The 13,723-nt window shown below is 66.8% G+C and carries 11 protein-coding genes; 8 read left to right on the forward strand and 3 right to left on the reverse strand.

Features of this window, described 5'->3' with window-relative positions:
* The first annotated feature begins 197 nt into the window (after positions 1-197).
* Positions 198-953 carry an IclR family transcriptional regulator gene (locus AL755_RS10490; protein WP_054010959.1) on the forward strand — a complete coding sequence of 252 codons (756 nt, stop codon included), beginning with the start codon at positions 198-200 and terminating at the stop codon, positions 951-953.
* A gap of 93 nt (positions 954-1,046) precedes the next feature.
* Here the strand turns inward: AL755_RS10490 and AL755_RS10495 are convergent, their stop codons facing one another.
* Entirely contained in the window at positions 1,047-2,417 is a 1,371-nt protein-coding gene (locus AL755_RS10495; protein WP_054010960.1) for an 8-oxoguanine deaminase, read from the reverse strand.
* 393 nt (positions 2,418-2,810) lie between these two features.
* Between AL755_RS10495 and AL755_RS10500 the strand changes: the two genes are divergently transcribed.
* From AL755_RS10500 to AL755_RS10520, 5 genes are all read left to right on the forward strand, one after another.
* Positions 2,811-3,296 (forward strand): nucleoside deaminase, encoded by a 486-nt coding sequence (locus tag AL755_RS10500; protein ID WP_054012994.1) that lies wholly within the window; start codon positions 2,811-2,813, stop codon positions 3,294-3,296.
* Positions 3,297-3,313: 17 nt separating this feature from the next.
* Positions 3,314-4,816, forward strand: coding sequence for an NCS2 family permease (locus AL755_RS10505; RefSeq protein WP_082369121.1), 1,503 nt, complete (start codon positions 3,314-3,316; stop codon positions 4,814-4,816).
* A 154-nt stretch (positions 4,817-4,970) separates the two neighbouring features.
* On the forward strand, positions 4,971-6,173 hold the full coding sequence (locus tag AL755_RS10510; RefSeq protein WP_054010961.1) for an XdhC family protein: 1,203 nt from the start codon (positions 4,971-4,973) through the stop codon (positions 6,171-6,173).
* A gap of 48 nt (positions 6,174-6,221) precedes the next feature.
* Positions 6,222-7,064 (forward strand): FAD binding domain-containing protein, encoded by an 843-nt coding sequence (locus AL755_RS10515; protein ID WP_054010962.1) that lies wholly within the window; start codon positions 6,222-6,224, stop codon positions 7,062-7,064.
* Positions 7,065-7,067: 3 nt separating this feature from the next.
* Positions 7,068-9,854, forward strand: a complete 2,787-nt coding sequence (locus AL755_RS10520; protein WP_054010963.1) for a molybdopterin-dependent oxidoreductase — start codon at positions 7,068-7,070, stop codon at positions 9,852-9,854.
* A 78-nt stretch (positions 9,855-9,932) separates the two neighbouring features.
* On the opposite strand, the gene AL755_RS10525 is transcribed toward AL755_RS10520, so the two are convergent.
* Both AL755_RS10525 and AL755_RS10530 read right to left on the reverse strand, forming a co-directional pair.
* Positions 9,933-10,454 carry a GNAT family N-acetyltransferase gene (locus AL755_RS10525; protein ID WP_160318886.1) on the reverse strand — a complete coding sequence of 174 codons (522 nt, stop codon included), beginning with the start codon at positions 10,452-10,454 and terminating at the stop codon, positions 9,933-9,935.
* Positions 10,455-10,543: 89 nt separating this feature from the next.
* Positions 10,544-11,122, reverse strand: coding sequence for a hypothetical protein (locus tag AL755_RS10530; protein ID WP_054010965.1), 579 nt, complete (start codon positions 11,120-11,122; stop codon positions 10,544-10,546).
* A 634-nt stretch (positions 11,123-11,756) separates the two neighbouring features.
* Between AL755_RS10530 and AL755_RS10535 the strand changes: the two genes are divergently transcribed.
* Positions 11,757-12,962: an IPT/TIG domain-containing protein gene (locus AL755_RS10535; RefSeq protein ID WP_054010966.1), complete on the forward strand. Its 1,206-nt coding sequence runs from the start codon at positions 11,757-11,759 to the stop codon at positions 12,960-12,962.
* Positions 12,963-13,084: 122 nt separating this feature from the next.
* A complete protein-coding gene (locus AL755_RS10540; protein WP_054010967.1) occupies positions 13,085-13,723 on the forward strand; it encodes a response regulator in 639 nt (212 codons plus the stop codon).

The following is a 13,723-nucleotide window of genomic DNA, read 5'->3' on the forward strand; positions in this document are numbered from 1 at the left end:
CCTGGATGGGCTGTCGACAGTAACGATTGTTTTCGTATTATGGATATTATTATCTATCTGGTGGAAAAACAAGTCTTGTCGTCGATGACTGAAAAATTCCGCATCGTGGGGTATCTTTGAGATTGATACAAAATTTTCACGATGTGGATAGTTGGGCCAATGGCGTGCCAACGCCGAGAAAATGGGAGTCAATAGACATGGCAGCAAAAGCCGGTGGAGGCGTGCAGTCCGTAGAGCGCGTGTTTGAACTGCTTGAACTCATCACGGACGCCGGGGGTGACGTGACCCTCAGCGAGCTGTCGGGTTCAACCGACCTGCCGTTGCCCACCATTCACCGACTGCTGCGCACCCTGGTCTCCCTGGGGTATATCCGCCAGCTGCCCAACCGCCGCTACGCACTGGGGCCGCGGCTGATCCGCCTCGGCGAAGGCGCCAACAAGCAGCTCGGCGCGCTGGCCCGTCCGCAACTCAAGTCGCTCGTGGACCGGTTGGGGGAGACGGCCAACATGGCCGTGTTGGAATCGGACATGGTCATTTACATTGCCCAGGTGCCGTCCCCGCACTCCATGCGCATGTTCACCGAGGTGGGCCGCCGCGCCCACACGCACGACACCGGCGTGGGCAAGGCGTTGCTGGCCCAGCTGGACAATGACACCGTGCGCGGCATCATCGCCCGGCAGGGCATGCCCAAGCCGACGCCCAAGAGCCTTGGCACGATTGACGAGCTCCTTGCCGACCTTGATCTTATCCGGGCCCGCGGCTACTCCATCGACGAGGAGGAACAGGAGCTGGGTGTGCGATGCTTCGCGATGGCCGTGCCCAACTCGCCCACCCCGACCGCCATCTCCGTCTCCGGTCCCGTGACCCGTGTGGACCAGGCCTTCGCGGACCGTGCCGTCCCCATGCTGCGCCTTGCGGCCGAGGTCATCTCCGCGGAACTCAATAGCAACTGATCTTAAAGACTGTGGCCGGAAAGACAGTGGCCGGGCCCCGTTCACGGAGCCCGGCCACTGTCTTTAATCGCTGAGCGTTTAGCTGCCGTCTATTTAGCTGCCGTTGACGAGTTTTCGTGCGGCCGCACTGTGCCGGGCGATGAGCTCCTCAAGATCCAGTCCGGGGATGCGCCCGTCGATGACGCGCCATTGGCCGCCGACCATGACCCGGTCCGCCCGGTCCGCGCCGCACAACAGCAGGGCCGCCACGGGATCGTGGGCCCCCGAGAAGCGCAGCTCGTCCAGCGTGAACATGGCCAGGTCAGCTTGGCGTCCCGGTGCCAGTTCACCCAGGCTGTCGCGTCCCAGCACTGTGGCCGAACCCCGGGTGGCCCAGCCCAGCGCCCGTTCGCAGGTCACGGCCGCCGCGCCGTAGTGCAGGCGCTGCAGGTACAGCGCCTGCCGGGCCTCGAGGATCATATTGGAGGCGTCGTTCGACGCCGAGCCGTCCACTCCCAGCCCCACCGGGACCCCCGCGGCCTCCAGTTCCAGGACGCGGGCCGTGCCCGAGGCCAGGCGCATGTTCGAGGTGGGGCAGTGCGCCACCCCGGTGCCGGCGGCGCCCAGCCGGGCAATCTCGGCGTCGTCAAAGTGGATGCCGTGGCCCAGCCAGGTACGGTTTGTCAGCCAACCCACGCTTTCGAGGTAGTCGACGGTCCGCAGGCCAAACATTTCCTTGCAGAATGCCTCCTCGTCGAGGGTTTCCGCCAGGTGCGTGTGCAGCCTGACGTCCAGGCGTTCGGCGAGCTTTGCGCTCTCCTCCATGACCTCCCGGGTCACGGAAAACGGTGAGCAGGGAGCCAGGGCGATTTGGATGACGGCGTCCTCGCCGCGCTCGTGATACGCACCCACGAGCCTCTCGCTGTCCGCCAGGATCACCTCCGGATCCTGCACGGTCGACTGGGGCGGCAGCCCGCCGTCGTGCTCGCCCAGCGACATGGAGCCACGGGTGAGCGTGGCGCGCATGCCCAGCTTCCGCACCACGGCGACCTGGACGTCAATGGCGTTCTCCAGCCCGTCCGGGAACAGGTAATGGTGGTCCGCGGCCGTGGTGCAGCCGGAAAGCAGCAGTTCGGCCAGGGCCACCGTGGTGCCCAGTTCAAGGTCCGCCGGGGTCAGCCGCGCCCACACGGGGTAGAGGTTCTTCAGCCAGGGAAACAATTCGGCGTTGGCCACCGGGGCCCAGGCCCGGGTGAGCGTTTGGTAAAAGTGATGGTGCGTGTTGATCAGTCCCGGGGTCAGCACGTGCCGGCCGGCGTCGAAAACGTCCTCGCACGGCGCCGACGGGCTCTGTCCCGCGCCCAGGACTTCGGCGATCACGCCGCCGGCGATGACGATTCCACCCGCGGCATCAAGGCCGTTGGCGGTGAAGGCGGCCAGCGGATTCTTGATCCAGAGACGGCGGTGGGGGAGGGGGTTTTCCATGAGGGGATCCTTCGCAGTGGGGAACGGGCGAACGTCCCAAGGGCTCCGGCCAAGAAAAAAGCCGGCACCCTCGGGTGCCAGCTCAGTGTTGCCCTGTCTGCTGATCCAGGCGGAGCCGCACGGGCGGCTCCAGCCATCAGTTTGGTCCTTGCCGGCAGCAAAGTCAATCCCCTGACCGGTTTCAGCATGTGAAATTATCTTTCCACAAAGTGTTGCCTGCGTCACAGTGCGGTGCTAATGTCATCATCATGTCTATGGCGGGCGCCCAACGACGGGCCGCTATCTACCGGGCGTATCTTGATCTAAAAACCAAGTGCAAACCGGACCCAAGGATGCCCCTGCGGCACCCCATGAGACAAAATGCCGGTTGCTCCCAGTGCCAAGGAAGTCACCATGAACAGCAACAGCAACGGCCACAAACATCTGGCCCAGGCCATTGAACTGGCCACATCAAACGTCCTGAACAACGGCGGGCCCTTCGGCGCCGTCATCGTCACCGCCAGTGGCAGGGCCTATGAAGGCATCAACCGGGTCACCGCCACCAACGATCCCACGGCCCACGCCGAAGTCACCGCCATTCGCAACGCCTGCACCCAGGAAGGCACCTTCGACCTGACGGGCGCCACCCTGTACACCAGTTGCGAGCCCTGCCCCATGTGCCTGGCCTCCGCCCTGTGGGCACGGGTGGAGCGGGTCTACTTCGCCGCGGACCGGCACGACGCCGCCCGCGCCGGATTCGACGACGCCGTGTTCTACGACTACTTCGACACACCGGTGGAGCAGCGCAGCATGCCGGTGCGCAAACTCGAGGCAGGCGCGGCGGATCCCCTCGATCCGTTCAACACCTGGACCGCGCTCGATTCCCGGATTGACTACTAGGGACCAAGGCGCCAGAAATGTCACTTCTGAACCGGACGGGAAAAGACCAAGTGTCCCCCTCAAGCTCCGAACAACCAGCGACCAAGCGCGGCTTCGCCCACGCTCTCGACAACTACTTTGAGATCAGCGCACGCGGCTCCAACGTGCTGCGCGAGTTCCGCGGCGGTCTGGCCACGTTCTTCGCCATGTGCTACATCGTGGTGCTGAACCCGCTGATCCTTAGTTCACCGGACGGCTCCGGCCACCTGCTGGGCATTCCACAGGTGGCCGCCGTAACCGCCGTCATCGCCGGCGTCACCACGATCGTCATGGGTGCCTGGGCCAAGTACCCGTTTGCCCTTGCCGCCGGGCTGGGCGTCAACGCGTTTGTCTCCACAACGATCGCGACCACCAAGAACCTCACCTGGCCCGAAGTCATGGGCCTGGTGCTCATTGCCGGTCTCGTCATGTTCGGCCTGGTGCTTTCGGGGTTGCGGGAGGCCGTCATGCGGGCCGTCCCGGCGGGCCTGAAAACGGCCATCGTGGTCGGGATTGGCCTGTTCATCGCCATCATCGGGCTGGTGAACGCCGGATTTGTCCGGCGCATCCCGGACGCCGCGCACACCAGCGTGCCCCTGCAATTGGGTCAGGACGGAAAACTGCTGGGTTGGCCCACGCTGGTGTTCGTGTTCGGCCTGGTCCTGACGATCATCCTGGTGGTGCGCAAGGTCAAGGGCGGGATCCTCATCGGCATCGTGGCCTCCACGCTCTTTGCCATGGGCCTGCAGCTGTTCACGCACACGGCCTCCAGCCAAACGGATCCGTCCGGCTGGTCGCTCATGGTCCCGGCCGTGCCCGGCAAGTTCTTCTCGCTGCCGGATCTGTCCCTGATCGGCAAGGTCGACATGTTTGGCGCCTTCGCCCACCTGGGGATCATGTCCGCCCTGCTGCTGACGTTCACGATCCTGCTCAGCGTGTTCTTCGACGCGATGGGCACCATGACGGGACTCGCCAGCGAGGCCGGCCTGGTGGACGAGGACAACAACATGAAGAACGCCAACAAGGTGCTCCTCGTGGACGCGGCGGCCTCCGTGGCCGGCGGCTTCGGCTCGGTTTCCGCCAACGAGATCTTCGTCGAATCGGCGGCGGGCATTGCCGAGGGCGCACGCACCGGCCTGGCCAGCATCGTCACCGGCGGCTTGTTCCTGCTCGCGGCGTTCTTCGCCCCGCTCGTGGCAATCGTGCCGTTCGAGGCCGTGGCACCCGCCCTGGTGATCGTCGGATTCATGATGGCCTCGCAGATCCGCAGGGTCGACTGGAGCGATTACGGAATTGCCATCCCGGCGTTCCTGACCTTCATCCTGATGCCGTTCACCTACTCGATCGCGAACGGCCTGGGCGCCGGCTTCATCGCCTACGTCATCATCCGGGTCACGCAGGGCCGGGCCAAGGAAATCCACGTGCTGATGTGGGGCGTCGCCGCGGCGTTCGTGATCTACTTCGGCATCGGGCCCATCCAGCAGATCCTAGGGATCAGCTGACAACAGGATCAGCTAGCAACGGGATCAGCTAGCAACGGGATCAGCTAGCACCAGATCCACGAAATGAGGTCCGGGCCCCGCCACCGTGCGGGGCCCGGACCGGCCGGGACCACCGCCAAGAGTGGCCCGAAACCCCAGGGAAAGGGGAGGAAGAATGTTGGAACTACTGGCCGCCATGACCGCATGGCCGCCCCTGCAACGCCACCGGCGGATCGCCGCCGCAACCATCGTGCACATCGCCGGCTCCGCGCCGAGCCCCGTGGGCGCCACCATGCTGGTCTCCGACGACGGCGAGGTGCTGGGCAGCCTGTCCGGCGGCTGCGTCGAGGGCGCCGTGGTGGAGGCGGCCCGCGAGGCCCTGGAGACCGGAATGCCGCGCCGCATCCGTTTTTGCTATACCGACCAGGACGCCTTTGCCGTGGGACTGAGCTGCGGAGGGACCATCGACGTCCACGTCCGCCCGCTTTTGCGAGGTGAGCTCGACACCGCATGCCTGCCCGACGGCGGCGCCCCCAACGCCATGGTGAGCCGGCTCGGCACCGATGCGTCCCGCGGCCCGTCCATGCTTCTCGCCCCGGGAGCGCAGTGGCTGGGCACCGACGCCGCCCGCGCCCCGCTGGCCGGCATGCTGGCCGACGACGCCGGCAACCCGCCGCCCGCTGCCCGCGTGCGGGCGCTTTCACTGCGGCTGGAGGCCCTGGCCGCCGCGGGCGGCACGTCACTGCTGGAATTGGGCGGCACGGGTGAGTGGTGCGAGTTGCCTGCCACCACCATGCTCGTGGAAAGCCGCCTGCCTGCCCCACGATTCTTGATCTTCGGCGCCAACGACTTTGGCGAGGCCATGATCCGCCAGGCCTCGTTGCTCGGCTATGCGGTGACCCTGTGCGATCCCCGCCCCGCCTTCGCCACCCAGGCACGCTTCGCGGCGGCCGGCGAGGTGGTCACCGAGTGGCCGCACCGCTACCTGCGCCGGGAGGCCGCGGCCGGGCGGCTGGATCGGCGCACCGTGGTGTGCGTGCTGGCCCACGACCCCAAGTTCGAGACCCCGCTGCTCGAATTCGCGCTGACCCTCGACGTGGCCTACATCGGCGCCCTCGGCTCCCGGCTCAGCCACGCGAAAAGGGTTGACGCCCTGCTGGAGAGCGGCGTGGACGCGGAACTGCTGGCCACGCTCCATTCACCCATCGGGCTGGACCTGGGCGCCGGCACCCCGGCCGAGGTCGCCATCTCCATTGCCGCCGGCGTCATTGCGCACCGCAACGGCCGTTCCAGCCAGGCGCAGCTCAGCCGCGGCGGCGGCGCCATCCACGCGACCCGGCAAAGCCGGGCAGCCAGCCCCGATCCCGTGCCCGCCTGACTTGCCGGCACCAGAACCACTAACAGTCACCACTTCCAGGAGCACGTCATGGACATGAACACCATCGAGGAACTTCTCCCCACCGCGGACCCCGCCGCCTGGCGCCCGGGCGACGCCTGGCTGGCCGGCGGAACCGTGCTGTTTTCCTATGGCAGCTCCACACTGCGCAGGCTGCTGGACATCACTGAGGCCGGTTGGGAGCCCGTCACCATCACCGAGGACGGCATCGAATTGGCTGCGACCTGCAAGGTTGCCGAGCTGTACGCCCTGCCGGACCGGCCCGGGCTGCCCGGGGAGTGGCGTGCCCTGGACCTGGTGCGGCAATGCTGCGACGCCTTCGTCGCATCGTTCAAGATCTGGAACGCCTCCACGGTGGGCGGGAACATTTGCACGGCCCTGCCCGCCGGCCCCATGATCTCCCTGTGCGCAGCGCTCGACGGCGTCGCCACCGTGCTGAGCCCCGACGGCCGCACCCGGCAAGTACCCGTCGCGGAGCTCGTGGTGGGGGAGGCCCGCACCACCCTTGCCCCGGGGGAGCTCCTGCGCAGCGTGCACCTGCCGGCGTCGGCCCTGCATGCCCGGGTTGCATTCCGGCGGCTGTCCCTGAGCAACCTGGGCCGCTCCGGCGTTCTGCTGATTGGCCGGGTGGGGGACGATGGCGCCCTGGTGCTGACCGTGACCGCCTCCACCAAACGCCCGGTCCAGCTGCGCTTCGCGGCGCCCGGGCCGGATGCTGGGGAACTCCGGGCGGCCCTGGTCGCCGCCATCCCGTTTGACCTCTATCACGACGACATCCACGGACTGCCCGTGTGGCGCCGGGACATGACGTTCCGGCTGGCCGAGGAAATCCGGGCCGAACTGCTTGAATCAACCATCACCGAAAGGGCCTGAACCATGGCCATGGACATCAACGGCACGCCGCACACCAACGAACCCCGACCCGGCCAGTGCCTGCGCACCTTCCTGCGCGAGGAGGGCCTGCAGGGGGTCAAGAAGGGCTGCGACGGCGGAGACTGCGGCGCGTGCACCGTGCACATCGACGGCACGCCCGTGCACAGCTGCATCTACCCGGCAGTCCGTGCCCGGGGCAAGGCCGTCACCACGGTTGAGGGCCTGGCGCATGGCGGTGAACTGCACCCCGTCCAGGAGGCGTTCCTGGCTGCCCAGGGCTTCCAATGCGGCTTCTGCACGGCCGGCATGCTCATGACGGCCGCGACGTTCGACGACGCCCAGAAGCAGAACCTGCCCCGGAACCTGAAGGGAAACCTGTGCCGCTGCACGGGATACCGCGCCATCGCCGACGCCGTCACGGGCGTCTCCACCGAATCAACCGAAACGGCCGATGCCTGCGGGCAGGTTGGCGCCAGCCCGGGCGCCCCGGCGGGGCGGGCCGTGGTGACGGGAACCGCCCGCTACACCCTCGACGTCGATCCGGCCGACTACCCGGGACTACTGCACATGAAGCTGCTGCGCTCCCCACATGCGCACGCCAGGATCCTCGCGATCGACTCCTCGGCGGCATTGCGGTTGCCCGGCGTCCGCGCGGTCTTCACCCACGAGGACTCCCCGACAACCCTCTTTTCCACCGCCCAACATGAGCTGCGCACCGACGACCCCGACGACACCCTGGTGCTGGATTCGGTGGTGCGGTTCAAGGGCCAGCGCGTGGCGGCCGTGGTGGCCGATTCCGTGCAGGAGGCCGAGGCCGGGGTGCGCGCCATCAAGGTCAGCTATGACGTCCTGCCGGCCGTGTTCGATCCCGAAAAGGCCATGGCGGACGGTGCGCCGGCCCTGCACGGTGAGAAGGACGCTGTCGAGAGCCGGATCGCCGAGCCGCTGCGCAACATCATTGCCGAGGTGCACACCGAACTGGGTGACCTTGCCGCCGGACTTGCCCAGGCCGACGTCGTCCACCGGGGGACCTACCGCACCCAGCGGGTGCAACACACGGCGCTGGAAACCCATGCCTCGATCGGCTCCCTGGACGACGATGGCCGGCTGCACGTGCGCTCCTCGACGCAAACCCCGTTCCTGACCCGCCGGGCACTTTGCCACGTCTTTGGCCTGCCGGAGGACGCCGTCCGCGTGGTGGCCGGCCGGGTTGGCGGCGGCTTTGGCGGCAAGCAGGAGATGCTCACCGAGGACATTGTGGCCCTTGCGGTGCTGAAGCTGCGCCGGCCCGTGCAACTTGAATTCACCCGCACCGAGCAGCTCACCGCCTCCACCACCCGGCACCCGTTCACCGTCAAGATGACGGCGGGAGCCCGCGCCGACGGCACCCTGACGGCACTGGCGATCGACGTCGTCACAAACACCGGCGCCTACGGCAACCACGCACCAGGGGTCATGTACCACGGTTGCGGGGAATCGCTGGCGGTCTACCAATGCCCCAACAAGAAGGCCGACGCCCGGGCCGTCTACACCAATACCGTGCCGGCCGGCGCGTTCCGGGGCTACGGGCTGAGCCAAATGTTCTTCGCCGTGGAATCGGCCATGGACGAGCTGGCCGTGGGCCTGGGCATGGACCCCATGGAGTTTCGGCGCATGAACATGATCCGGCAGGGGGTTCCCATGCTGTCCACCTCCGAGGAGCCGGAGGAGGACGTGCACTTTGGCAGTTACGGCTTGGATCAGTGCGTGGAACTCGTCGCGGACGCACTGCGCCGCGGGGAGGATCGGTACCGGGAGGCCGGGTTGGACGACCTTGGCCTGGATTGGGCCGTCGGCACTGGGACTGCGCTGTCCATGATTGATACTGTCCCGCCGCGGGGCCATTTTGCCCACACGGTGCTGGAATTGTGCGCCGACGGTACATTCGCGGCCAGCGTGGGTACTGCCGAGTTCGGCAACGGCACCACTACGGTGCATGCCCAGTTGGCCGCAACCGCCCTGAACAGTACCGCCGAACTGGTGCGGATCCGGCAGTCGGACACCGACCTGACCGAGCATGACACCGGCGCGTTCGGCTCCACCGGGACCGTGGTGGCCGGGCAGGCAACCCTGCTGGCCGCCCAGGAACTGGCTGGAAACATCCTGGACGTGGCCGCCGTCCACACCGGAACTCCGCGGGATGACTGTGCCCTGGTGCCCGGCGCCGTGGACTGCGCCGGCGTGCAACTGCCGTTGGAAACGGTATTTGCCGTGGCTGCCGGGAGCGGGACCGCCCTGCGCACGCACGGCCGCTGGGGCGGAACTCCGCGTTCGGTGGCCTTCAACGTCCACGGGTTCCGGGTGGCCGTGAACACCGGAACGGGGGAGCTGCGCATCCTGCAAAGCGTCCAGGCGGCCGACGCCGGCGTGGTGGTCAATCCCCGGCAGTGCCGCGGGCAGATTGAGGGCGGGATCGCCCAGGCGTTGGGCGCCGCCTTGTACGAGGAGGTGCGGATTGGCCCCGACGGGGGAGTGACCACGGACATCCTGCGCCAGTACCACATCCCGACGTTTGCCGACGTGCCCCGCAGTGAGGTCTACTTCGCCAAGACCAACGACTCGCTGGGTCCGCTGGGCGCCAAATCGATGAGCGAGAGCCCCTTCAACCCGGTGGCCCCGGCGCTGGCCAACGCTATCCGCAACGCCACCGGGGTGCGGTTCACCGCGCTGCCGCTGGCCCGGGATGTCATCTACCTGGGGTTGAAGGCGGCCGAAACGCCCGCGAAGCAGGTGGTGGAGGCGCACTCGTAGGACGCGTGTCTGCCTGGGACCGGGTCGGGTTTAGGGGCTCCGGCGAACCGATGGTGCGTGCTACCGCAAGTGAGACCGCTAGCGGATTTCACATTCGTACCGGTCAAGACCGGCGTCGGCCTCCATGGAGCGTGCGGAAAGAGTGAACCCCGCGCGCACGGCTACGGCCGCAGACGGCAGATTCCCCGGTTCCACCCGTATCAGGGCCGTACGAATGGCGGCCTTTGAACGCAGGAATTCCAGGGCCAGGTTGACGGCCCGTGTTGCCAGCCCACGCCCACGCCAGGCCGGATACAAGCCGTACGCCAGGTTCGCCTGATCGAGACGGAACGCGGCCTGGTCGAGCTGGACATCAATTGTCCCCGCGAGGACGTCCTCGGGCATTGACCGGATTGCGAAGGTGAATATGGGGCCATTGTTCGCCCACATCTGCCGGGATTGCTCGATGTAGGTCCGGACGGTTTCTTCCGTCCCGATGCCGCCGGACAACCACTTCACCAACTCGACGTCCTCGCCGGCAAGATGGTCGGCCGCATCCCCGGCTTGGAGGGGGCGCAGCGTGGCAACGCCGTCACTGAATATCGGATTACGGGATTCCATGGTGAACCTGATCCTAACCGCAGGGAAGGACCGGCTCATAGGCGTCGGCAAGATCGCAACGGCCGGAGGCCTTCCTTGCCGGGCATGCTTCAGGGAACCCTGTGCAAGATCCGCTGGTGGGATCTCTCAGCCCTCAGGCCAATGTTGTCCGCAGAGTCGACGCAGGGGGGGAATTGGAACATGAAGTGAGCCGTGGGAGGCCAGATGTACTCGTCCGTGCAGTGGTAACCCCGAAGCCAGGAAATGCCATCGATGGTGCGGAGATAGAAACCCGTTGGGTACTCATCGATCTCCGGGCATGGTGGCGTCGAGGCGATGGTGACGGACCCGGACGGGACCCGTCCGCTCGACATGATCGAGTCCTGTGCAGTCTCCTGGTTGAGCATTGCGAGACGCAGGTACGGAGCGGCCATGAGTGGGCACAAGGCCAGGCCGTGTCCAGGTGCGGTGCTCAAGATCTGGGAGAGGCGGGCCCCGCTCGTAAGGCCAAGCTCGCCGACGGTCAGGGCTACAGGATGTATGGTCTCGGCGGCTTTGTGGTCGAAGACCTCGGAGGCGAGCAATGTTTCGGCGGACGGATTGGTCTCGACGCCTGCGGCAACGAGTGCGGAGCGCAGATCGGCACGGGTTAGGCCGCCGATGGAGATCTGCGGATATTCGACTGGCATAGCAGCATGTTACGGGCCTCTGGCCCGTGTACCTGGGCATTCCTCCTCAGTGGGCCGATCAAATCGGTGGGCGGACAAACTGGGGACCACAATCTGAACCGTGTCGTGCCTCCTGCCAGGCCATGCCATGCCCGAAAGAAGGACTTTGAGCGGGCCGCTGGTATCAATTCAAGATTGGGCCCTGTCCGGCGGTGCTTCTCGGACAAGGGTTTCGTCTTCTTCTGCTTGGATGAAACCCTTTGGGTTGTGCCCGACAGTTCAGTGCGTCTGGAGTCACCATGCAAGGCGGCCAGATCCTTACACACGGCCGCGCGGACCCCGATCATCGCCAGTGGGCATACCGTCTCCTGCTCCAGGCAGACCCCCGGGCGGATCCCGCCGACCCACAAAGAAGCGTAACCGTTGCCGGCCAGCGACCGGTCGTTGCACTGAGGTTGCACTGAGGCTGGGGCACCAACAGCGCGCCGGTCGCGGATGACGAAAGCGACGGCGCATGTCCACCGATTGGGGGACAACGGGATCCTCCGGCGGGAGGCCCGGTTGGTCGACACAAGGGGAGGGCTCCGGCGAGGAGGATTGAGCCTATCAACGACAGCAAGCCTCACCCGAGGTCGAACAAGAAGGAAAGACTCCGATGAACTCGAACCGCCAGCAGGTCAGCCGCCAGCACAGCATGAAGTCGCCGACGAGCACGATGCGCCGAGTGGGCGTCGCGGCAACGTCGCTCACGTGTGCGCTGACGATGGGCCTGGCACTAGCGTGCGGCGCCCAGGCCGCCGCCCCCGTGGCGTCCGCCCCCGTGGCGTCCACCCCCACAGCGTCCGGGGCCGCAGCGGTCCGGGTCGGCGCGGTGGCGTCCTCGGTGACCGCGATCAGTCCCGCGGTGCAGGCTGGGTTGGCGTCGCAGGAGGTCGACATCACTGGGACCGGCTTCACCGGCGCGACCGCGGTCAGTTTCGGTGGGACGGCCGCGGAGGCCATGCAGGTGGTCAGCGACACCGAGATCGCCGCCGTCGCTCCGGCCCACGCGAACGGCGCGGTAGACGTCGTCGTCACCACCGCCTCGGGCTCCGCGACCCTGCCCGGCGGCTACACCTACACCGATGCGACCAGCCAGAACATCTTCGAGTCGCTCACCGTCAAGGCCGACAGCGGCACGATCGCCGCGTTCAACTGCCCGGCCGCGACGCCGTACCTGACCAACTTCGGCGGCCCTTCGATGACCGGGTACGAACCCAACGACGAGACCAGCGGTCTGATCAACAACGACGGCAATCCGCAGTACTACACCGACAAGTCCGGCCAAGCCCTCGGCGTCACTTTGAACTACGCCAACATCACCTGGAGCGATCTGACGATCCAACCGGTTCTGCACTGCACGCACTACGCGACTGCCGGGTTCACCACCAACCTGACCCCGAACCAGCCGATCAGTGGCCCGCTGGCTCCGAACCCGACCGCACAGAGTGGGTCGATGGACCAGCTGCTGCCCGTTCTGATCAACAACTCGAACTCGTGGCTGAAGATCACGAACGTGTGGACCGACAACCCCAATGGTGAGACCTTCATTGACAGTGCGATGCCGCAGGCCGGTGAGGTCATCGCTCCCGGTGGCCAGATTGCGGCCAATGTGCACTTCTTCGCCGACGGCCCCACCCTGCACGTGCGAGTCTCGGACGATCACGGTGACGTGATGGACACCAGCGTCAGCGGGTCCTCGCTCGAGAGCGGCTTCCAGCGCTCCTGGGCCTGCCACGACACCGCCGGAAGCAACCTGCAGTGCAATCCCAGCACCGCCCACATGCAGGACTCCACCCTGGTCCAGATCGTCAACCGCTGACCCTTACGACGGCGACGCCGGCGAAGCCCCTCCGCTACTCGAGCGGAGGGGCTCCGGCGTGTCCAGGGCGCCTCGGCGCCGAATCCATACCGCTCCTCGTCCCGCAGGAGCATAATCGAGGTATGGCGCAACAGGTGCGGGTGGTGGTGGTGGATGACCATCCCTTCTTTCGGGACGGTGTGGCGCGCGGCCTGGCGCAAAGCGCTGATATCCAGGTTGTCGGTGAGGCGGATGACGGCCGTGCCGGGCTCGAGCTGATCGCCCGCGAGCATCCCGACGTCGCCCTCGTCGACTACCAGATGCCCGACATGGACGGTCTCGACGTCGTGCATGCGGTGACCCGCGACAAGCTGCCCACCAAGGTGGTGCTGCTGTCTGCCGTCACCGACAGCGCCGTTGTCTTCCGCGCACTCGAGGAGGGTGCCAAGGGCTACCTCGGCAAAGACAGCAGGCGCTCGGAGATCATCGACGCCGTACGCCAGGTCGCCAAGGGCCGCACCGTGGTGCCGCCCGAGTTGACGGCCGGGCTCGCCGACCAGATAAGGCTGCACGCCCACCCGGCGGGGCCGGTGCTCAGCGAGCGGGAGATGCAGGTGCTGCGCGGGTTTGCCCGGGGCATGTCCGTGCCGCAGGTGGCCGCCGAACTGTTCCTGGGCGCCAGTACGGTCAAGACGCACACCCAACGGCTGTACGAGAAGCTCGGCGTCTCCGACCGGGCCGCGGCAGTCGCCGAGGGCATGCGACGCGGGCTGGTCGACTGA

The organism is Arthrobacter sp. ERGS1:01 (genome assembly GCF_001281315.1).
Lineage (GTDB): Bacteria > Actinomycetota > Actinomycetes > Actinomycetales > Micrococcaceae > Specibacter.

What these genes read in the sequence shown, in the direction of transcription:
- AL755_RS10530 (WP_054010965.1), bottom strand. Translation starts at nt 11,122, where the DNA reads ATGCCAGTCGAATATCCGCAGATCTCCATCGGCGGCCTAACCCGTGCC.
- AL755_RS10525 (WP_160318886.1), bottom strand. Translation starts at nt 10,454, where the DNA reads ATGGAATCCCGTAATCCGATATTCAGTGACGGCGTTGCCACGCTGCGC.
- AL755_RS10535 (WP_054010966.1), top strand. Translation starts at nt 11,757, where the DNA reads ATGAACTCGAACCGCCAGCAGGTCAGCCGCCAGCACAGCATGAAGTCG.
- AL755_RS10505 (WP_082369121.1), top strand. Translation starts at nt 3,314, where the DNA reads ATGTCACTTCTGAACCGGACGGGAAAAGACCAAGTGTCCCCCTCAAGC.
- AL755_RS10515 (WP_054010962.1), top strand. Translation starts at nt 6,222, where the DNA reads ATGGACATGAACACCATCGAGGAACTTCTCCCCACCGCGGACCCCGCC.
- AL755_RS10520 (WP_054010963.1), top strand. Translation starts at nt 7,068, where the DNA reads ATGGCCATGGACATCAACGGCACGCCGCACACCAACGAACCCCGACCC.
- AL755_RS10495 (WP_054010960.1), bottom strand. Translation starts at nt 2,417, where the DNA reads ATGGAAAACCCCCTCCCCCACCGCCGTCTCTGGATCAAGAATCCGCTG.
- AL755_RS10490 (WP_054010959.1), top strand. Translation starts at nt 198, where the DNA reads ATGGCAGCAAAAGCCGGTGGAGGCGTGCAGTCCGTAGAGCGCGTGTTT.
- AL755_RS10500 (WP_054012994.1), top strand. Translation starts at nt 2,811, where the DNA reads ATGAACAGCAACAGCAACGGCCACAAACATCTGGCCCAGGCCATTGAA.
- AL755_RS10540 (WP_054010967.1), top strand. Translation starts at nt 13,085, where the DNA reads ATGGCGCAACAGGTGCGGGTGGTGGTGGTGGATGACCATCCCTTCTTT.
- AL755_RS10510 (WP_054010961.1), top strand. Translation starts at nt 4,971, where the DNA reads ATGTTGGAACTACTGGCCGCCATGACCGCATGGCCGCCCCTGCAACGC.